This is a genomic window from Butyribacter sp., assembly GCF_056818865.1.
Window position 1 is genome coordinate 83,656 of sequence record NZ_DBLYGC010000010.1, and the last position, 21,185, is coordinate 104,840.

At 34.1% G+C, this 21,185-nt stretch carries 22 protein-coding genes; 2 read left to right on the top strand and 20 right to left on the bottom strand.

What is annotated here, in order from left to right; translation table 11 throughout:
- Positions 1-2 precede the first annotated feature (2 nt).
- From ACZLXV_RS06280 to mtaB, 5 genes are all read right to left on the bottom strand, one after another.
- Positions 3-1,640, bottom strand: a complete 1,638-nt coding sequence (locus ACZLXV_RS06280; protein WP_367335873.1) for a ribonuclease J — start codon at positions 1,638-1,640, stop codon at positions 3-5.
- A gap of 209 nt (positions 1,641-1,849) precedes the next feature.
- Positions 1,850-2,122: a DUF1292 domain-containing protein gene (locus ACZLXV_RS06285; protein WP_482382837.1), complete on the bottom strand. Its 273-nt coding sequence runs from the start codon at positions 2,120-2,122 to the stop codon at positions 1,850-1,852.
- 40 nt (positions 2,123-2,162) lie between these two features.
- On the bottom strand, positions 2,163-2,588 hold the full coding sequence (gene ruvX, locus ACZLXV_RS06290) for a Holliday junction resolvase RuvX (protein ID WP_367335866.1): 426 nt from the start codon (positions 2,586-2,588) through the stop codon (positions 2,163-2,165).
- 29 nt (positions 2,589-2,617) lie between these two features.
- The gene (locus ACZLXV_RS06295) at positions 2,618-2,878 is read right to left on the bottom strand and encodes an IreB family regulatory phosphoprotein (RefSeq protein WP_022014735.1); all 261 of its coding nucleotides are present in this window, start codon (positions 2,876-2,878) and stop codon (positions 2,618-2,620) included.
- Positions 2,879-2,967: 89 nt separating this feature from the next.
- Positions 2,968-4,368 (bottom strand): tRNA (N(6)-L-threonylcarbamoyladenosine(37)-C(2))-methylthiotransferase MtaB, encoded by a 1,401-nt coding sequence (gene mtaB, locus ACZLXV_RS06300; protein WP_482382838.1) that lies wholly within the window; start codon positions 4,366-4,368, stop codon positions 2,968-2,970.
- Between the two features lie 245 nt (positions 4,369-4,613).
- Here mtaB and ACZLXV_RS06305 point away from each other — a divergent pair, with 245 nt between their 5' ends.
- Positions 4,614-4,847, top strand: a complete 234-nt coding sequence (locus tag ACZLXV_RS06305) for an HPr family phosphocarrier protein (RefSeq protein WP_022014733.1) — start codon at positions 4,614-4,616, stop codon at positions 4,845-4,847.
- A gap of 197 nt (positions 4,848-5,044) precedes the next feature.
- On the opposite strand, the gene thiI is transcribed toward ACZLXV_RS06305, so the two are convergent.
- The 5 genes from thiI to ACZLXV_RS06330 all read right to left on the bottom strand — a co-directional run bounded on the left by thiI (position 5,045) and on the right by ACZLXV_RS06330 (position 11,531).
- Positions 5,045-6,226, bottom strand: a complete 1,182-nt coding sequence (thiI, locus tag ACZLXV_RS06310) for a tRNA uracil 4-sulfurtransferase ThiI (protein ID WP_367335868.1) — start codon at positions 6,224-6,226, stop codon at positions 5,045-5,047.
- A 101-nt stretch (positions 6,227-6,327) separates the two neighbouring features.
- Positions 6,328-7,521 (bottom strand): cysteine desulfurase family protein, encoded by a 1,194-nt coding sequence (locus ACZLXV_RS06315; RefSeq protein ID WP_022224820.1) that lies wholly within the window; start codon positions 7,519-7,521, stop codon positions 6,328-6,330.
- 35 nt (positions 7,522-7,556) lie between these two features.
- Complete coding sequence (locus tag ACZLXV_RS06320) at positions 7,557-8,294, bottom strand: 16S rRNA (uracil(1498)-N(3))-methyltransferase (RefSeq protein WP_482382839.1); 738 nt, start codon at positions 8,292-8,294, stop codon at positions 7,557-7,559.
- Between the two features lie 243 nt (positions 8,295-8,537).
- Positions 8,538-9,284 carry a hypothetical protein gene (locus ACZLXV_RS06325; RefSeq protein ID WP_482382840.1) on the bottom strand — a complete coding sequence of 249 codons (747 nt, stop codon included), beginning with the start codon at positions 9,282-9,284 and terminating at the stop codon, positions 8,538-8,540.
- Positions 9,285-9,473: 189 nt separating this feature from the next.
- Positions 9,474-11,531 (bottom strand): YgiQ family radical SAM protein, encoded by a 2,058-nt coding sequence (locus tag ACZLXV_RS06330; protein WP_022224823.1) that lies wholly within the window; start codon positions 11,529-11,531, stop codon positions 9,474-9,476.
- Between the two features lie 173 nt (positions 11,532-11,704).
- Here ACZLXV_RS06330 and ACZLXV_RS06335 point away from each other — a divergent pair, with 173 nt between their 5' ends.
- Entirely contained in the window at positions 11,705-12,505 is an 801-nt protein-coding gene (locus tag ACZLXV_RS06335) for a Cof-type HAD-IIB family hydrolase (protein WP_482382841.1), read from the top strand.
- A 187-nt stretch (positions 12,506-12,692) separates the two neighbouring features.
- Here ACZLXV_RS06335 and ACZLXV_RS06340 read toward each other — a convergent pair whose 3' ends face one another.
- The 10 genes from ACZLXV_RS06340 to ACZLXV_RS06385 form a co-directional block, all read right to left on the bottom strand.
- Positions 12,693-13,133 carry a hypothetical protein gene (locus ACZLXV_RS06340; RefSeq protein ID WP_022224825.1) on the bottom strand — a complete coding sequence of 147 codons (441 nt, stop codon included), beginning with the start codon at positions 13,131-13,133 and terminating at the stop codon, positions 12,693-12,695.
- A gap of 1 nt (position 13,134) precedes the next feature.
- Complete coding sequence (locus ACZLXV_RS06345) at positions 13,135-14,160, bottom strand: response regulator (protein WP_482382842.1); 1,026 nt, start codon at positions 14,158-14,160, stop codon at positions 13,135-13,137.
- A 49-nt stretch (positions 14,161-14,209) separates the two neighbouring features.
- Positions 14,210-15,277 (bottom strand): aldose epimerase family protein, encoded by a 1,068-nt coding sequence (locus tag ACZLXV_RS06350; RefSeq protein WP_482382843.1) that lies wholly within the window; start codon positions 15,275-15,277, stop codon positions 14,210-14,212.
- Positions 15,278-15,374: 97 nt separating this feature from the next.
- Positions 15,375-15,722 (bottom strand): hypothetical protein, encoded by a 348-nt coding sequence (locus ACZLXV_RS06355; protein WP_482382844.1) that lies wholly within the window; start codon positions 15,720-15,722, stop codon positions 15,375-15,377.
- Positions 15,688-15,954 carry a hypothetical protein gene (locus tag ACZLXV_RS06360; protein ID WP_482382845.1) on the bottom strand — a complete coding sequence of 89 codons (267 nt, stop codon included), beginning with the start codon at positions 15,952-15,954 and terminating at the stop codon, positions 15,688-15,690. Before ACZLXV_RS06360 ends, ACZLXV_RS06355 begins: the two co-directional genes overlap by 35 nt.
- A 174-nt stretch (positions 15,955-16,128) precedes the next feature.
- Positions 16,129-17,520, bottom strand: coding sequence for an LTA synthase family protein (locus ACZLXV_RS06365; RefSeq protein WP_482382846.1), 1,392 nt, complete (start codon positions 17,518-17,520; stop codon positions 16,129-16,131).
- Between the two features lie 87 nt (positions 17,521-17,607).
- Positions 17,608-18,339, bottom strand: coding sequence for a hypothetical protein (locus tag ACZLXV_RS06370; protein WP_482382847.1), 732 nt, complete (start codon positions 18,337-18,339; stop codon positions 17,608-17,610).
- Positions 18,340-18,425: 86 nt separating this feature from the next.
- A complete protein-coding gene (locus ACZLXV_RS06375; RefSeq protein WP_482382848.1) occupies positions 18,426-18,638 on the bottom strand; it encodes a 4Fe-4S dicluster-binding protein in 213 nt (70 codons plus the stop codon).
- 60 nt (positions 18,639-18,698) lie between these two features.
- Positions 18,699-19,634, bottom strand: coding sequence for a Coenzyme F420 hydrogenase/dehydrogenase, beta subunit C-terminal domain (locus ACZLXV_RS06380; RefSeq protein ID WP_482382849.1), 936 nt, complete (start codon positions 19,632-19,634; stop codon positions 18,699-18,701).
- 4 nt (positions 19,635-19,638) lie between these two features.
- Positions 19,639-21,185 (bottom strand): lipopolysaccharide biosynthesis protein (locus ACZLXV_RS06385; RefSeq protein WP_482382850.1); only part of this gene is annotated, 1,547 nt, incomplete at its 5' end.

Sequence of the window (21,185 nt, forward strand, 5' to 3'; positions counted from 1 at the left end):
AATTACTCAACTTCCATGATAATAGGTAAAATCATAGGATTACGTTTCATTTTCTTCCAGAGATAATCACTGAGACTGTCTTTTATTTCAGTCTTTATCTTGCTCCAATCAGAAACCTTATTGTCAAGACATCTTTCAAGAGCTGCATAAACTATACTCTTTGCCTCATCCATAAGGTACTCTGATTCTCTTACATAAACAAATCCCCTTGAAACAATATCAGGACCTGCAAGAAGCTGGTTAGTATATTTTTCAAGTGTAAGTACAATTATAATAAGACCATTTTCAGAAAGATGCTGTCTGTCTCTAAGTACAATATTTCCTACATCCCCGACTCCAAGACCATCTACCATTATGCCCTGAGCCTGAACCTTGCCGATAAGTGTAGCTCTCTCCTGTGTAAGTTCAAGTACATCACCTGATGACAATACTATTGTATTTTCTTTAGGTATACCCATTCCCTGCGCAAGTTCAGCATGTGCTTTCAAATGCTGATATTCACCATGTACAGGTATCGCATATTTTGGTCTTGTAAGAGAATATATAAGTTTTATCTCTTCCTGAGAAGCATGACCTGATACATGTGTATCCTGCACAATAACTTTTGCACCTTTCTGTGCAAGTTCATTTATGACCTTTGAAACATTTTTTTCATTTCCCGGAATCGGTCTTGAACTGAAGATTACAGTATCGCCTGGTTCTATTGAAACTTTTCTGTGAAGATTTGCAGCCATTCTCGAAAGAGCCGCCATCGCCTCACCCTGACTTCCGGTTGTGATAAGCACAAGTTTTTCAGGCGGATAATTCTTCATCTGTTCCATTTCTATTATTATATTTTTAGGAACGTCCAGATAACCGAGTTCTGTAGCCGTAGTAATAACATTTACCATGCTTCGTCCCTCAATTACAACTTTTCTTCCATACTTTTCTGCTGAATTTATAATCTGCTGCACTCTGTCAACATTTGATGCAAATGTCGCAACAATTATTCTGTGTTTTTCATTGTCGGCAAATATATTGTCAAAAGTTTTGCCAACGGTTCTCTCTGACATTGTATAGCCCGGCTTCATGACATTTGTACTGTCACACATAAGCGCAAGCACACCTTTTTTTCCAAGTTCGGCAAATCTCTGAAGGTCAATAGTCTCTCCGTTTACAGGTGTATAATCAACCTTGAAATCACCTGTGTGAACAACTATGCCTGCCGGTGAATATATCGCAAGTGCTGCCGCATCTGAAATACTATGATTTGTTCTGATAAATTCTATTCTGAAACATCCGAGATTTATTGACTGACCGTATTTCACAACTTTTCTCTTAACCGGTTTTGGAAGTACATGCTCTTTTAATTTATTGTCGATAAGACCCATTGTAAGCTTTGTCGCATAAACAGGTACGTTTATCTCTTTTAATACATATGGCAGTGCACCTATATGATCCTCATGACCATGTGTTATCACGAATCCCTTAACTTTGTCGATATTTTCCTTAAGATAAGTAATGTCCGGTATAACAAGGTCTATTCCAAGCATCTCGTCCTCCGGAAATGACAAACCGCAATCTACAACAACTATGCTGTCCTCATATTCAAATGCCGTGATGTTCATACCTATCTGTTCTAATCCGCCGAGTGGTATAATCTTAAGTCCTTTTCCAAGTGGAGCATCTTCTTTTTTCTTTGTGCTCCTTGCCGCAGTCTTTCTTACTGTTGCTGGCTTGTCAGTTGTTTTTCTTCTCGGTCTCCCCGGTCTTTTTGCAGTTTTTTCTTCCACCGCCGGCTCTTCTATATTTATGTTCTCATTCTGAGAATTTTCTGTCTCTGTTTTCAATTTTTTTCCCTGCCTTTCATTTAGTTTTCAAATTCCACATCGTCCAATAATTCTGCAAAAACTTTTGAGATTGCATTTATTTTATCATCATCTTCAAGCATCTCATAAAAGCTTTCTTCCGTGTTTTCAGAAACCTCTCTAAGAATATATGCATCCGCTTCATCATCTTCACTGTCAGTAACAAGGAGATAATTTTCCCCTGCTATCTTAGTTTCTTCTACCACAAAAAAAGGAATTTCCTCTCCATTATCCGTTGTAAAATTAACAACTTTAGTTTCCTTATTCTCTTCCATATTAAATTGTATCCTTTCGCTATAAACAGGCAGAAAGCACTTATTTCCGCTCTAAACTATCTAAGTAACTCTGTAAAATCAATGATGCTGCCATCTTATCTATATACTGCTTTCTTTTTTCTTTACGGATTCCGCCTTCTGAAAGCACACTGTCAGCCTGAACTGTTGTGAGACGCTCATCCTGATATATAACCTCAAGTCCGCTTCTTCTCTCTACCATTTCCCCGAACTCTCTTGTCTTTTCGCATCGCTCGCCTTCTTCGTTGTTCAGCTTTTTGGGCAGTCCTATAACCACTTTTTCTACATCATATTCTTTCATCAGAGTCTCAATTCTCGCAAGAGTCTGTCTGAGCTTTGTCGGACGTTCACGCCTTATTGTTTCGACAGGCTGTGCCGTGATAAGCATATCATCACTAATTGCTACACCTACTGTCTTTGCGCCATAATCAAGCCCCATGATTCTCATATTTTCACCCGTTTTTTCTTTCTGTATTTTTATTTAAAATTGTTATTTATATAGTCCTCTAAAAGAAGTTCAATTATCTCATCACGTTCCACACGTCTGATAAGACTTCTTGCTCCCTTATGACTTGTAATATAAGTCGGATCACCGCTCATAACGTAACCGACTATCTGATTTACAGGATTATATCCTTTCTCTGTAAGAGCTTCATATACTCTCGCTATAACATCTTTAACTTCAATTACCTGATCTTTTTGTACTTTAAAATATTGTGTATTATTTATTTCCTGCATAAAGGCAGTAAACCTCCATTCCTTTTCACGTTCAAAAATATATACATATATACTAATATATCCCACCAAAAAAAACAATATAATTTTTTTTAAAAGTTGTCATTTAACTCTGCAAGAACCACTTCATTATTCACTTTTCCGATAATTTTCACGCTGATTATCTTATTGCATTTACTTTGTGCATCCTCAATATTTTCAGCACTTACAGCAATTCTTATATATCTCTCATTATATCCTGTTATATATTTTTTCCCGTTTATCTGCGTAATTTCCTCAAATAAAACTTTTTCCTCATTTTTTAATGCACGTTCTCTAAATTCACTCTCAAGAACTTTTTCTTTTTCTATCAGCCTTTCACTTCTTGCTGATTTTTCACTCTCAGCTATCTGACCGTCCATCTTATCTGCAGCGGTTCCCTGTCTCCTTGAATACTTGAAAACATGAATTTGTGCAAACCGCACTTCTTTGACAAATTTAAGCGTTTCAACAAATTCATCTTCTGTTTCCATCGGAAATCCCACAATAATATCTGTCGTTATTGCCGGATTTTCAAAATATTTTTCAAGTATTTTTACTCCCTCGAGGTACTGTTCAGACGTATAATGCCTGTTCATTCTCTTTAAAACACTGTCACTTCCGCTCTGCAAAGACAGGTGAAAATGAGGACATATCGATGATATTTCCGACAACCTTTTTGCAAATTCATCGGTTATTATTCTTGGTTCAAGCGAACCAAGCCTTATTCTCTCAATCCCTGTGACGCTGTTTATTGCCTCCAATGCTTCAAGTAACGGCTTTCCCTCTTTTTCAAGAAAAGCACCTGACTTTTTGCCATCCACGCCATACGAGGACAGATGAATACCTGTAACAACAATCTCTTTGTATCCCTGTCTTGAAAGTTTTTCAACTTCTGCGGTAATCTCATCAATTGATTTGCTTTTCAACGGTCCTCTCACATACGGAATTATACAATATGTACAAAACTGGTTGCACCCATCCTGTATCTTTATATATGCTCTTGTATGTTCTTCTTCAACGGCTGCCTCTGACATATGAATATGAGCTGTTTCTTCAAACACTGTTTCACTGCTGTTTTGCTGCTGACTTTCCATATCCACGTCATCCATTTTTGTGTCATAGCTGCCGTTCTGAGATAATTTATTTAAAACAAGTTCTACAAGCTTTTCCTTGTCTTTATTGGAGATAAATAAGTCTACACTGTCATCAACCTCGCCTTTAGCTTTTGCCGAATCGACATAACATCCGGCAGCGACAATGACAGCGTCAGGATTTATGCGCTTCGCACGATGAAGCATTTTTCTTGACTTCCTGTCGGCAATGTTAGTTACAGTACATGTGTTTATGATATATGCATCCGCCTTTTCCTCAAATGCAACAACCATATGACCCTTTTTTTCAAAATTTATCTTCATCTTCTCAGTCTCATAAGAATTAACCTTACAGCCTAATGTCAAAAAAGCAACTCGCACTTTTTTCCTCCTTGTTATTATTTAATATAATTTTACATCGTATCAATTTTTAAAATTTATGCCAAAAAAACACCTCCGATTTTTGTTACATATTACAAAACATTTTAATAATTTATCAATTATTTGCAATCTGATAGTAACTATATACACACTTACGCCATTTTTTTTGGCAACATTGTATATTGACTTTTCATCATTCAATGTCTAGTATTATATGTGAACAAAATATAAGGGAGGTAGTTAGTATGAAAACCGTAAAGATTTCTTTAAACTCTATCGACAAAGTAAAGGCATTTGTAAATGATGTAACTAAATTCAATACAGATTTTGATTTAGTTTCAGGAAGATATGTTATCGATGCAAAATCCATCATGGGAATTTTCAGTCTTGACCTTTCAAAGGCAATTGACTTAAACATTCATGATGATGACAACATGGATGATATCCTCAAAACATTAGCACCTTACATCGTTGAGTAAAAGAGTGTGTCAGTTTGGACACAACAGTTTATACTAAACACCGGGAAGGCTGTGCCTTCTCAAATTTTAAATGCAATTTCAGAGAACACCATAGACATATCGTAAGGTGTTCTCTTTTTTTACGTTTAAACTTCTTAAAGCATTTTTTACTTTATTTTTTTCTGATGCCGGTGTCAAAATATATTTTGACCCTTGCATTATTTTCCTATCTCTATTATCTCAATAGTATCAAGAGCCTCTTTTACCATCTCGTCAATCTTTTCCGTAAGATTTTCTTCTGACTTGTTGATTGCTTTAAGATTTGGTTTTGTGACAGGATGTTTTGCCACGAAAATTGTACAGCAGTCCTCATATGGCTGTATTGATGTCTCATATGTTCCAATTTTTTCAGAAATATCGACTATATCCTGCTTATCAAATGCAATAAGCGGTCTGTAGACAGGTATATCACACACTTCATTTGTAGCTGCAAGGCTCTGCATAGTCTGGCTTGCCACCTGACCTATACTCTCTCCCGTGACAAGACCGAGACAGCCATTCTCTTTTGCAAGATGCTGTGCTATTCTCATCATGTATCTTCTCATAATGATAGTCAATTCTTCATGAGGGCACTGTTCGTAAATATACATCTGAATATCTGTAAAATTGACAACATGAAGTCTTATCTTGCCTGTATATTTTGAAACAAGCTTTGCAAGGTCAACAACCTTTTGTTTTGCTCTCTCACTTGTGTATGGCGGTGCATGGAAATAAACCGCATCTATCCAGACACCTCTCTTAGAAATCATATAACCTGCAACTGGACTGTCGATTCCACCTGACAAAAGAAGCATTGCCTTTCCTGCTGTTCCAAGCGGCATACCGCCTATACCCTTATAAACCTTTGAGTATACATATGCTTTTTCTCTTATCTCTACCCATATATATACGTCAGGATTATGCACATCTACTGAAAGTTCAGGAAATCTTTCAAGAAGATATCCGCCCATCTCCACACATACTTCCGGTGATGTATAAGGATAATGCTTATCGCTTCTCTTTGATTTTACCTTAAAAGAAAAATCACATTTGGCATACTGCTTTTCTACAAAGTCACCTACTGCTTTTGTTACATTGTCCCAACTCTTATCTTCAATCACTTCCACTGGACTGATTCCAGCAAGACCAAATACTCTCTGTAACGTCTCAATCACTTCATCAAAGTCAAAGTCTCCGTCAGCCTGAACAAATACTCTTCCTGATTCTTTCTCAACAGTAAACTCACCGTCAATCTCAGAAAGTCTTAATCTTATCTGATTGCATAACGCATCTTCAAACTTATAACGGTTCTTTCCCTTAACCCCTATTTCTGCGTATTTTAATAAAAATCCCTGCGCCATTTTTTCCTCCATTTTTTATTTTATCAGGTATTTATTCCGACAGCCTGCCGCACCTTATGTGTGCATGGCAACCCATTTTTGATTATTACCTGTGTTGTTTATTATTGTTTTGTAAAACGTTTCAATATCGGAAGCTGCTTCATCAATACTTCCAATGCATACTCTATCTGCTCTTTTGTCGTCTCAACAGAAAAACTGAATCTGATTGTCGAGTCAAGAAGTTCATCACTGACACCTATTGCTTTTAATGTTCCGCTAAGGTCAGGATGATTTGAAGAACATGCTGAACCCGATGAGACATAAACACCTTTTGAAGCAAGTGCATGAAGTAAAACCTCACTCTTTATTCCATAAAATGACGCACTAACTATATGTGGTGCCGTGTCTTTTATATCAATTCCATCTATGCCATTTATTACAACTCCACACGAACCGTCAGCACATTTATTCTGATTTCCTATATCATACAAACCATCAATAAGCATCTGCTTCAATTCATAAAGTTTCTCTATTTTTTCATTCTGATTATCATATATCATCTTTGCGGCAAGTCCTAATCCTGCTATCGCAGGAACATTTTCAGTTCCCGAACGCATGCCTTTTTGCTGTCCACCACCGAAAATTATAGGTCTTATTTTTGTATTTTCTTTTATATATATATATCCACTTCCCTTAGGTCCGTGTATCTTGTGACCGCTTACCGACATAAGATCAATACCTAACTTCTTTGGTACTATTTTATATTTGCCATATGCCTGAATCGCATCCACATGAAATATTATATTTTTATTTTTACTCTTGATTAGCTCAGATATTTTTTTAATATCTTCTACCGCACCAATCTCATTATTGACAAACATAACAGAAACAATAACAGTATCATCTCTTATTGACTCTTCAAGTTCTTTCATGTCAACATGACCAAGCTTGTCAACTTTCAGATAAGTCACTTCATAACCCATCTCTTCAAGAAAAGCCAGCGGTTCATGTACAGATGCATGCTCTATTCTTGTAGTAATAATGTGTTTTCCGGCTCTTCTGTTTGCTAACACCGTACCAATAAGCGCCATATTATTTGATTCTGTTCCGCCGGACGTAAATATAATTTCCTTAGGCTGGCATTTAAGTGTTGACGCAATATTTTCTTTCGCCTCATTTATATAATTTTCCGCCTGCATTCCTTTTGTATGCTTTGATGACGGATTTCCAAAATCAATCATCATAACCTTTTCAACTTCCCTGCATACTTCATCAAATGCCTGTGTCGTAGCGGCATTATCAAGATAAGCCTCCATTTGTATTCCTCCGTACTTTAAAATATCTCTAAATCTTAATCCTGCATCTCAAACATCATAATCGAAACAATTGCCATTCCTGCCGTCTCTGTCCTAAGAATTCTCTTTCCAAGCGATATTGGCTTTATCCCCTTAGATATAGCTTCTTCAACTTCTTCTTTTTCAAAACCGCCCTCCGGTCCTATAAATATTCCAACTGATTTTTTCGTGCAGCTTTCTTTTACTATTTTTCTCGACTCTTCAATTCCGTCCTGTAACTCATATGGTATCATATTGTACTCTAAGCTGCCCGCAATGTCAAATGCCTCTTTAATACTTACAGGATTTGCCACTTTAGGAATAATCCCTCTGCCGCTTTGTTTTGCGGCTGCCTCAGCTATAGCCTGCCACCTCTTTGCCTTTTTGTCACTCTTATTGTCGTCCAACTTCACAACACATCTTTTCATAGCAACAGGAACAATTTCGGACACGCCTAATTCCACAGCTTTCTGTATGATAAATTCCATCTTATCTTTTTTGGGAATTCCCTGAAAAAGCACAATCTTACACGGAAGTTCTGTATCTGAGTCCTGCACTTTTTCAACATCAAGCAAAATCTGCTCAGAAGATAAAGTATTTATTCTTGAAATGTAATCTGTTCCTTCTTTGTCACAGGCAATTATCCAATCACCCTTTTCCAGTCTTAAAACATTTTTTATATGATTTACATCCGTTCCCTCTATATAAATTTTATCAGCCGCAATCTGCTCCTTAGATACATAAAAACGATACATATTTTTTCCTCTCATCTTTAATTTTTCCGACCAGCCATAAACAAATACAAATAAAGTAAATTTATTTTCTGCCACATAAAGATACAGGCATGTCAAAGATTACAATGAGTATCCCAAATACCCTGTCTGCTTATCCATACACGCCTGTATTTTTATTTAAGTCTGATTAATTGTAATTAAAATGATGGTAGGATCATGACCCTTGCATCATTTTAATGCTGATATTGCATATTCAAATTGATACTACATAAGTCCCTCAAACCAACTGTTTGTGTTCGCAAATGTCGTATATGCACCGCTATAGGTGTATGAAGCTGCATGATTATTGTTAAATACAGCACTGTTTGCAATACCATAACTCTCATTTGCCTTTGATGATATTGTATCACTCAAAGAACCTACACCTGTAAATAAAGTCTTTAAAACATTAACATCTGTTTTCTTCAAAGTATCTTCATCAAGTGAAAGTTTATTATCTTTTCCGATGCTGATACCACTCTTTGAAAGCAGAACCGAATTCGCATTTGTGTTATTGACAATACTCACACTTCTTCTTAAAAGACTTGTCGAATCAGCATTTCCACTCGCATCAATATAATTATTATAGGCATCAACAAAATTTTTAACCGCACTTGTAATGGCATCTCTGTCATAGTCACTTTTTCCGTCTTTGTCTGTCTTTTTCTCATATAATGAAGTCTCTGACAACTTAGATAAAGATTGTTTTAATTTAACTGCAGTTGTCTTTATATCCACTAAATTTGCGGTTGAACCTGAAGTTGAAGTCCCATTGCTCTTATTATCTGTTTTTTGCGAAGCATAATATGCAGTTAAAAGCTTCTTGTAACTGCCTGATTTAATCATTGAATAGTCGCCAAGCAAAGTGCTTGTCTCACCAAAAATTGATGACACCGAATTATTTGAGTTTTTACTGCTGCTATCCGCAAAAAACATACTGTTTGCACCACTTATTGAAAAAACTGATGGCATAACAATCACACTCCTTTATCATCATATGCTCATTTCCGGTACATCGTAAATTACATCTTTGATATATTGATTATCAATTATTCATTGTACAAATACATCGTTTTTCAAATATCCTTTCTATAAACAAGGATGTTATTTGTACGATATACCATTTATCTATATTTTATATCGTCTGTTTTCTAATAAATTTTACCTTCTTTTTGATTTTGTACCATATCTTTTTTCAGATGTTACTTTTCTTTTTCCCGATGACTTAACAGTTCCCCTGTTTTTTCTGTTTCCATTTGTGGTATTGTCATTTTTGTTTAATTTGCTAATACTTCCTTTACCGCTTTCACCGTTCTTTCTCTTTCCTGAATTCTTTCCTGAATTCTGCCCTGTCTTGGAACTTTTACCATTTTTAGCATTCTTCTTTTCCCATGCCTCCTCACGCCACTTTTCTTTTCTCGGTCTGATAAGACATTTTTCGTCAAAGCCTATAAGATCCTCTCTTCCTGCTTTTATAAGTGCCTCTTTTACAAGATCATAATTTTTAGGATTCTTATATTGTATAAGTGCTCTCTGCATCGCTTTCTCATGCGGATTTACAGGTGTATACACCTTTTTCATTGTCCTTGGATCAACCCCTGTATAATACATACATGTTGAAATAGTTGACGGTGTCGGATAAAAATCCTGAACCTGTTCGGGCATGTAACCTAAATCCCTTAAATGAACGGCAAGTTCTACGGCTTCTTTAAGTGTTGAACCTGGATGTGATGACATTAGATACGGCACGACAAACTGTTTTTTACCAACCTTTCTGTTTATCCTGTCATACCTTGCCTTAAACGCTTCGTATACTGCATTTTCAGGTTTTCCCATATTTTTAAGGACTTCATCAGAAATATGTTCCGGTGCAACTCTCAACTGTCCGCTGATATGGTATTCACAAAGTTCTTTCAAAAATGTATCATCACTGTCTGCCATTATATAATCAAATCTAAGACCTGAACGCACAAAAACTTTCTTTACTCCGTCAAGCTTCCTGAGCTTGCGCAAAAGTTTAAGATAATCACTGTGGTCAACTTTGAGATTTGGACAGGGTTTTGGAAAAAGACATTGTCTGTTCATACATACCCCATGTTCAACCTGTTTGTCGCATGCTCTTCCTCTAAAATCTGCCGTCGGTCCGCCTACGTCATGTATATACCCTTTAAAATCCGTCTCTTTTATCATCTGTTTTGCTTCTGTAATTATTGATTCATGGCTCCTTGTCTGTAACACTCTGCCCTGATGAAACGTCAAAGCACAAAAGCTGCATCCTCCGAAACATCCTCTATTACTTGTAAGACTGAACTTTATCTCTGACAAAGCAGGTACTCCACCATCTTTTTCATACATAGGATGATATGCCCTCATATACGGAAGTGCATAGACATCATCCATCTCAATCTGTGTGAGCGGTCTTGCCGGCGGATTCTGCACTATATAAAGATAATCATTGTATTTTTCAACAAGTCTGCTGGCAGTAATTGAATCAGTGTTGCAATACTGAATATAAAAACTTTTTGCATATTCAAGTTTATCATTCTGCATTGTCTCATAGTCAGGAAGCATCTTTGCATCATACACACTGTCAAGATTTTTGGCTCTGTAAACCGTACCGTTTACAAAAGTAATATCAGATATGTCAATTCCGCTCTCAAGCGCATCTGCTATCTCGACTACAGAAAGTTCACCCATTCCATATATACATATATCAGCCTGTGAATCAACAAGTATCGAATGTTTTAATTTATCAGACCAATAATCATAGTGTGCAAGTCTTCTAAGACTTGCCTCTATCCCTCCAATGATAATCGGCACCCTTTTATAAACTTTTCTTATAAGATTGCAATACACTATCGTGGCATAATCAGGTCTTTTTCCTATAACACCGCCCGGAGTGTACGCATCAGAACTTCTTCTTTTCTTTGACACAGTATAATGATTTACCATTGAATCCATATTTCCCGCTGAAACAAGAAAACCAAGTCTCGGCATACCAAATACCTGAATACTCTCCTCATCCTTCCAGTCCGGCTGAGCAATAAAACCTATTTTATATCCGTGTGCCTCCAATACCCTTGTAATGATTGCAGCACCAAAAGAAGAATGGTCGACATAAGCATCACCGCATACATATACAAAATCGACCTGTTCCCAGCCACGCTTTATCATATCTTCCCTGCACACAGGCAAAAAGTCTTTTTTCTCGTAACTCATTTATATAAAACCTCATTTCTAAAACACCAAACCATAATAACCGATTACGTTTTGTTGTTGTCCATAACTTTATTTGACTTTATCATCTTTTATGCATTATAATAAACAACATTGTAAAAACAAAGAAAAAATCACAAACACAAAAATTATATCATTATCGAAAGGATTTGCATATGAGAAAATTATTATTTTTTGATGTAGATGGAACTATAGCTGACAGAGTCGGCAAAAAAAATGTAGTTCCCCAGTCAGCAAAAGATGCAATTAAAAACCTTCAGAAAAATGGACATCTCTGTTTCATAAACACCGGTCGTGCCTTGTCAGAAATTGATGTCTATCTTAAAGAATTAAATATGGATGGTTTTATATGCGGATGCGGTACTTATATTTTATATAAAAATGAGATACTCTTTTCTCAAACAATACCATTTGATATTGGCAACGAGCTCATCAAAGACCTTGAAAAATATGATATTGAATGGCTTTTAGAGGGCGAAAAAACACTTTATTACAGAAACAAACCATACACTACACATATAGGCGATTTTAAAAACGAGCAGAAAAAACTATATCCTGATGCATATAAAGAACTTGATCCGGCAATGGCATCAAATCTTGTATTTGATAAATTTTGTATCGGCGTTCATAAAAACAGTGATTTTAAATCTTTCAGTGAAAAATACTCAAAAATATTTACAATAATCGACCGTGGCAACAGCTTTTATGAGATAGTTCCCTCTAATTGCTCTAAAGCTACCGGTATCGAATTTCTTATGGAATATTTTAATGTAGAGAAAAAAGATACTATTGCAATAGGGGACAGCAACAATGATCTGCCAATGCTTGAATTTGCCGGAACAAGCATCGCGATGAAACACAGTCCTAAAACAGTTCTTGATAAATCAGACTATATAACAGATGATGTATTTGGTGATGGTATATATAATGCAATGAAACATTTTAAGCTTATCTAAGATAATAATACTAATAATGTACACATGATAAATTTCTTATAATACTGTATGACTATAGACATACAGTATAATTTCAACAATCAAGTAGGAGAAAATTCCTCTAATGAGGAATTTTCTCCTACTTGATTTCAATAGTTTCCTAACACTCTGACACATCCACTATGTCTGTTATCATCCCGTATATCAGCTACCTGATTTTCTCAAGCACTGCTTTATATATCATTATCAGATATGCATCAATAAAGCAAAATTTATTTTCCAGAAATTCAAGAAGCTTATACAAAAATGCTGCTCCCAGTATTGCTATACTGGCACATGTAACATAATAATCCAATTCAAGCATAAGCAACACAATATTTGCCAATGCATATACAAACAATATTCCCGAAAATTTTCTTATTATTTGCAGTGCATTATATAATGTGACAGATAAATTTTCCAATTTTTCTTTGATAACCGTCTCTGAATCTTTTGAGAGAATTTCATACATATCTTTATAAATCTTCTTATCTTCTATATTTAATCTGACATTTTTCTTATCTCCAATCTCCTCAGAAAAAAGTTTTACATATTTTTCATACCCTTTTTTTCCAAATTCTTTACGTAAACACTTTTTAAAGACGTTCATATTAATTCTCCGTAATATTATTTAATATTTCATATGCCGCATCATATTCAAAATTCTGTATATTGTCATAAACTTTGTTTAATATCTCTTGTCTGTCTGCTGATGCACTTCCCATCATCTTTTCTAACATTTCAATAATATCTATATAGTTGAAATCCTGAATATATTCCTTAAGTTTTTCCACATTCTTCATAAATTCTGAAACAGGCATAACTTCTGAGTTACTCTTATTTTTATCCTGCTCTTTGAAAAAAATACACGCTTTCTCAAGCTGGTCGTGAAATTTTTTTACTTTTTCAAGATACCCATCCATCATCTCATGAACATATGGATTTTCAAATTCTCTCGCAGCAAACTCAAGCCGTTTTGACTGCTCCGCAAGCTCATCTGCACCTATATTTAAAAATATACCTTTCAAACTGTGAAAGTGCAAGGTCATAGTCTCCATCTGTTCAGTGTTTCTTATAACATCTATCATATTATAATTTTCGATTATGTTTCTAACACTGACTACAAGAACTTTCATATAATTTTCAAGACTTCCTGCCATAAGTGACAATCCCTCTTCATAATTAAGTCCATCCACAGATGAAAGGAACATCGTCTGATCTTCATCTTCCTGTTCTTCACTTTCAGTAACATCAATCTCAAATCCATTTGCGATGAGAGCTGCTTCTAATTCTTCTTTTTTTACAGGTTTTCTGAGAACATCTGTTGCACCCGCCTTGTCAAACAATTCCTTTACCTGTGCATCAACTGTAGCCGAAACTCCAAAAAATACCGTGCCATCCGTCCCACTTGTAACAAATTTTATCTGTCTTATGGCTTCAACACCATCCATATCAGGCATGAGATAATCCATAAGCACAAAATCATAACTTTTTGAGCACGTTTTTTCGATTGCTTCCATACCTGATTCCGCAGTGTCAACGTGAACACCATATCTCTCAACCATTGCTTTAAGAACAAGTGTATTTGCACTATTGTCATCAACAACAAGAACATCTGAACCACTTAGTTTTTTCATAAGTATTCAACAATCCCTTCTGCATTCATAATAAGCTCTATTATTCTTTTTAATCATTAACCGAAAAGCGAAATACTGTTGTTGTACTATACTCTTCTCCTGCCTTCAGAACTGCATTTGGAAAGCCTTCTGTGTTTATTGCATTAGGGAAATTTTGTGTTTCAAAACATGCACCACTGAAATTTCCATAACTCATGCCATCTTTTGCATTTTCAACAGTAAGCGTACCTGCCGTATAAAGCTGCATGCCCGGCTGGTCTGTATAAACTTCTAGCATTCTACCTGTATCTTCACATATAAACTGTGCAGCCTTCGCAACATCACATATTTCATCCCCGTTTAGTACAAAGTTATGATCATACTCAGTAACAGTCTTTTCATCCTTGTCAAAAGCACCAAGTCCATCACGAATCTTTTTGCCCTTTCTAAAATCAAGTGCCGTATTCTCAACACTCTTTATCTCACCTGTAGGAATTAAAATATCATTTACAGGTGTATAATTATCCGCATAAATGGTAACTTCCTGGTCAAGAACATCTTTACACTTATGACCGCCTTTTCCAAGATTAAAATATGAGTGATTTGTAATATTCACAATAGTATCAGCATCTCCCACAGCATAATAATCTATCATAAGTTCATTCTGATCGTTTAATGTATATGTAATCGCAACATTAAGATTTCCCGGCAATCCCTGTTCTCCATCAGGACTCATTCTTGAAAATGTAATGCTGTCTCCATTTTCTACCGAATCTGTCTCCACATCATACATCATACGATTGTATCTTGTATTTCCACCATGCAGACAATTTGTATTGTCATTCATATCAAGTTTATATTCTTTGCCGTTTAAAGAAAATGATGCATTTGAAACTCTGTTTGCATATCTTCCTATTGGAGCACCAAAGCCTGGCATATTCACCTCATAATCTGAGACTTTATCATAGCCCAAGACAATATCATCAACATTGCCATCCTTATCCGGCATCATAATATTTGTGATAACTCCACCCAAGTCAATAAACGACACCTCTAAACCATTTGTATTCTTTAATGTATATTTCGTAACTTCATTACCTTCTTTTGTAACTCCGAATTTAGACTTTAAAATACTCATACACCGTTCCTCCTAAAAAATATTTGACTTTATTATAACAATATTTGACTTTATTTACAACTTAATAAAAGGTAAGTTTTTGATAATATTTTCATTCCTACAAACACGCCGCTGTCAACTTTTTTATAACCTCTTTGACATACTCTTCCGGTTTTGCCACCTTTTTTGCTATATCAGGTATAGACATATCACATTCTTCATATAATGTCTCGATTTTGCCCTTAATTTTACCTTCAAGTCTCCCCTCATTCTTGGCATTATTTATTGAATTTTCCCACGCTCTGCACATATCTATAACCTCCTCTTTTTCTTCACCGGCAATCTGTGAGCCGGTTATCAGATTTATAAGCTCCACCGCTTCTTTCTCTACATGTTTAAACCTTGGTTTTCCTTTTATCCAGCTGCCATCTTTATCTGACTGATTTTTCAATTCCAAGTACAACATACACCGCCTCGTCATCCATAGCCACAGTCCACAGCATAAGATTGTCTCTCAATTTCTGTATTGCAATATCTGCGTCATTTCCATATGGCAGTAACACTTCAGTATTATCTATCTTTTGCAATTTTTCAGGCTTTATCACCTGTCTGCCATCATAAATATAGAAATTGAAAGCATCTGCTATAACATCTCTATGCGACATATATTGCTTCGTTGCTATATCTACCTTCCCCATAAGCTGCTCCTTTCACACATTATACATACGGTATAACAAAAATGCAATGTTTTACGCCTTTTGCAAACATTTGTTTGTTTTTTCTCTTGTTTGTATAATAACATGTGAATATATGTTCGTCAATAATAAAAAACTGCATTTCAGATTATTGTTCTAAAATGCAGCTTTTTATTATCATTCATTTAAAATATCTTTATTATAAAATTTAGAATTTTTGGCAAGCTCTTTGTCTATATACTCATATCCGTATTGCTCTGCCAAAGTTTCTTTATCAGAATATAAATTCGTTCCCAGCCCGAGTCTGTCGCCATCTATTTTTGTTCCAATAGCAGCAAGCGTAGTCGGGAATAAATCCATACTTGTAAATTTGCGATTCTTATTATTTGATGTATCTACTGCTGAATTTATGAAGCAATTGTATACACGTCTCCCTTTAGAATTATCATAGTGTGAACCCATATACACATTATCCATCGTTGGATGATCTCCCGAAATAATAATCGTCGTGTTCTCATAGAAATCCTGTTTTTGCAGCCATTTCACAAATTTATTCACCTGAGCACTTGCACATGCAAGAACATTCTCGTATTGGTCATCATATTTATCACCGCATAAGTCACACTTATAACCGCCTATGTGATGCGTATCAACAGTAAGCATTGTAAAATTAAACGGCTCATCCTCGTCTGCCATCTTAGTAACTTCCTCTTTTGCATACTCATATAGCTTATTATCTTCAAAGCCCCACCATACACGATAATCTTGAGATATTTTTCCTTCATCCTTTGCTGTCTGATAGTCCCAAAGCTTATAATTACCATGCTGTGAAAAATATAAACCTCTTCCGCCAAAATTTACATCTGAACCAACCATCAGCTCCTGATTATAACCTGCTTTTTGCAAAATCTCTCCAAGTGTAACAGCTCCCGGTAAAAATGATGCATAATTTCCATATGAATTTCCATCTATAGGAAGCAATAACGGTAATCCACTTGTCTGCGATACCATGGCTCCTACCGTCCAAGTTGAACCATATGCCGCATATGAGCCACCTACCATACTATCCTCAGAAAAATTGGTATTATTCTGAGCCAACTTTGTCAATTCCGGAATAAGATTATAATTCATGGCTCCGCCTTCATCCTTTGATATAAATGTTGACTCCATCGATTCCATAAAAATATATATAAGATTTCTCTTTTTTTCGGGAAATGTTACATTTACCGTATCGGGTTTCACATAATTATCTTCAATAAACTTTGAACTTTCCATCTGATTTTTAAGGTATTCGACCATTCCAAGCTGATTCAGACACATACCTCCAATTAACAAAAATGCAATCATTGAACAACCAAAAGAAAAAATATAAGTAAGTCTGTTAAGCAAAAGCTGTTTTACCTTTAATATACATATATTGGCTACAACAAGACATAATACTGTTATTATCAATATGCTTGATTTTGCTTTAAAATACTCTGAAACCATATCCGTGCTCGTACCTTCCATAGGTACTTTAAGATGGAATACTATTTCAGAAAAAGATAACCCATTAAAATTCGCAATCAAAAAATCTTTTATGGTATAAAATATTACAATCATTAAAATCAGAATATTGGAGATTACCAATATAATATATTTGAACACTCCTGATTTTTATAATCTGTTTTTTTCTGCAAAGCTCCTAAAAATTTCTTTTATCCTATTATTTCTTTTAAATATATATTGAGCAAATAATAATACAACTACTATGGAACAAAAAATGATAATAGCTCTAAACATTTTCGTCACTAAATCAGCAGACTTTATTTTATCTTCTACAGCTTTTTTTAGATTAGAAGCTAAATTCTCTGAAAAATAAATGTTTGAATCATCTTGTATATTTGTCAATTTCAGATTTTTTTCATTTATAACTGCATTTGACACGGACAACACATATTTTCTAAGTGCTCCAGAAGAATATACCAAAATATTTTTACCGTTACATTTTACACAAATTTCTTTTATTGCAAAATCATCCTGCTGTTCAGCTACAGGATCTAAGCGAAGCCGATTTATCTTACTAATGGTATCTTCACCTACAATAAACTCTGCCTTTTTGTCAGACACTTCTGCCTTAAAAGAATTTTCTTCCATGTATCCTGAACCGGTATCATAAAACAATTGTGCTACAGATGTTAATTGTTTATCATACTCTACACAAATTGATACTTTAGATTTTGATACTGGAATAAATATTGTAATAATAGCAATAAATAGAGCCAATAATACGGTATATTTTCTAAATTTACTCTCAATAATTGTACTAAAAAAATTTTTTCTATTATTATTTTGTAATTTTAAGTTTGTTTCTTTTGACGCTAATAGTGGTGTCTTTTTCTTACTCATCTTTTGTTTCTCTTTCCTATTTCTTCATAAAAATAATTTTTTATTGTATCTTCCCACCCACTATATTAACGCATTTCTACTATAAATTATTCTAATTTCTTTATAGGGCATACTTTTATACACATACCACATCCAACGCAACTTTCCTCATATATTTCAGGATATAAAAAACCCTCTTCATCTTCTTTCATTTGAATTGCATTCTTTAAGCAAATAGCATAGCATGCTGTACAACCACAACAATCTTCTTTGTAAACAAATAGTTTTGGAACCAATTTATTATTTTCATCTATTTTCATTTCCTTTTCCTTCCAACTATCTAATTATTTTTATATTTAATAACTCTACATACAACTATATTATAGTTTTTTTCTTATTTTTATTATACTGCTCACTTTATTTATTAATCTATCAAATCTCCTAATTTTAAGGTATTTTTCTACCAACTCTTGATATGACATTACTTCCATGTCTTTATAAAATGTATCTCTTAACTTCGGTCTTTTTGAAGATTTGTATTCACATGGATTATCAATTACTGCCTGTTCATAAGTAATTACCTTTATAATCAATTCATCTTTTAATTGCTCAAATAATTTTTCAGCCTTTTTTGTCCTTATAAATATAACCGAAATTCCTCTATCATCATTTAACTCAGGGGCTACTTCATGTACTCCCCATAAATCACCTAATGTAAAATCCGACAGCTTATTTGTTTTACATAAACACTTATAACAAGAAGGGCGCAAACACAAATCTTTAATAAATAAATTCATATACGAATTTTGTTTTTGAGGTGTAAAAATTTTATTTTCTTTAATTCCTGAATCATACCACCCCTGTTCTTTACTTCTAAAATTTAATTCGTTGCATTTTCCTATTTGTCTTTCTCTATCAACTAAGTACTTCATCCATAATTTATTAGATGGTGTTCCATGACAAATTACATCAATACAATATAAATTTTCATATTCCTTATTCAAGTATCCTTTCAAACCATTTATTTGACAAATTGTGCCTGAAAATAAAACATTCAAACCATTATCCAAGTCTCTTTTGACATTAATAAAAGTATTACCTACATAGGCTTGCATATATTTAGATCCCAATATTTTCTCCAAAGACTTTTCATCACTTATACGTTCAAAATTTGCCGAATAGTTATCTTCTGACATACATACACCATAAACAATGCCACCTTTACCAAGTATTTTCAAAGCTATTGCACAAAAAATAGCTCCTGACGAAGATTTTTCTCTTATTTCTTTTTTATAATATCCTGCATATGTTTTCATAAATTTACTTCCTTTTTATTTTTGAAATATATATACGATTAAACATTAATTTTTCCTCATTATTCACAGCAATAATATACTCTGAAATTAAATAAGCAACTAAAAATATCAAACTTTTTATAATAAATTTTACTAATGATACTTTTGGAAGAATATGATTAATTCCTATTCCTATCAATACTGGAATTATTGCAGTAAATATTATCGGCAATACATTTCTCCAAAATTTCAAGACATCTAGCCCTATATACTTTGCATAAATTATATTCATCGTTATTCCATTACCTATAATCAATGAAATTGCTGTTCCTAATGCTGCTCCTGAAGCACCCATTTTATAAATCAATGGTATACTAATTATTATATTTGTAATTGATAACAAAGCATATACAACGGATCTAATTTGATGTTTATTTAAAGCTCTTTGTATATCAACTCCTAATGATTGCATAAGTGGAATTGCTGCTGGTACAATTAAAAAAAGTGTAATATAATATGCTTCTTTGTAAGAATTTCCCACCCAAAGAATAATAAAATCTTTTCCTAATACCAAAAATCCTGTTACAATTGCTAAAATAATATATGCCTGAAGTCGCCCAACCCTTATAAATAATTCATTTAATTTTTCAATTGGATTACTGTCTCTTGCCACTATCAAATTAACTTTAGTAGCCATAACCGATGCTGTCATATCTGAAACCTGAATATAAATTGCATTAATCTGAGAACCTACACTATATATAGCAATTGCAACTGAACCTACTATTCTTCCTAAAAGATATTTGTCTACATTCCAATTAATCTGATCAATAATTGAATTTAAAAAAATAAAAAAAGAAAATAAGGCAATTTCTCTAATTAATTTTGTATCTATTTTTTCAAAAGAAAACCTTGCCCCAATTATTCTTTTAACATACCAAATATCCACACCTCCTGCTATTATTGTAATCATTGTAGTTATACAAACCATTCCTATTGAGCCTTTTCCCATAAACAAAATAATAATAGTTAAAAATGGGTTTGCAATACTCTTCACTAATTCAACTAATTTCTGAAAAACAAATGCTTCTCTAGAACTTATTATAGATGAAAATACACTTATAGGAAAAGTTAATGCCATGTTAATTGCCAAAATAAAAAGTAATATCTTAGAAAGTGAAATCTCATTCGTTTTAAGTTTATTGCCCAGTATTTTTTCTGCATTAACGCTAATTAAACAACCTATTAAAAATGCCAACAAGGCAAAGAATAAAAAAATCAACAAAAAAGTTCCATTTAACTGCTTCTCCTTTTTGCTGTCTCCCTTACACTTGGCATAAAATCTTAAATATGAACCTCCAAATCCAAAATTTAACAGACTTAAATATGAAATAATACTCGCTACTAATTGATACACACCATACTCATTTTGTCCTAAAATTCCAAGCATAATCGGGACATATATCAATTGGGTAGCCATATTAACAAAAAAATTTATATATCCAAGTATAATACCAAGTCCTCGTTGTCTGCTTTTATCTAATATCATCCAATACTCCTTTGCAATAGAGA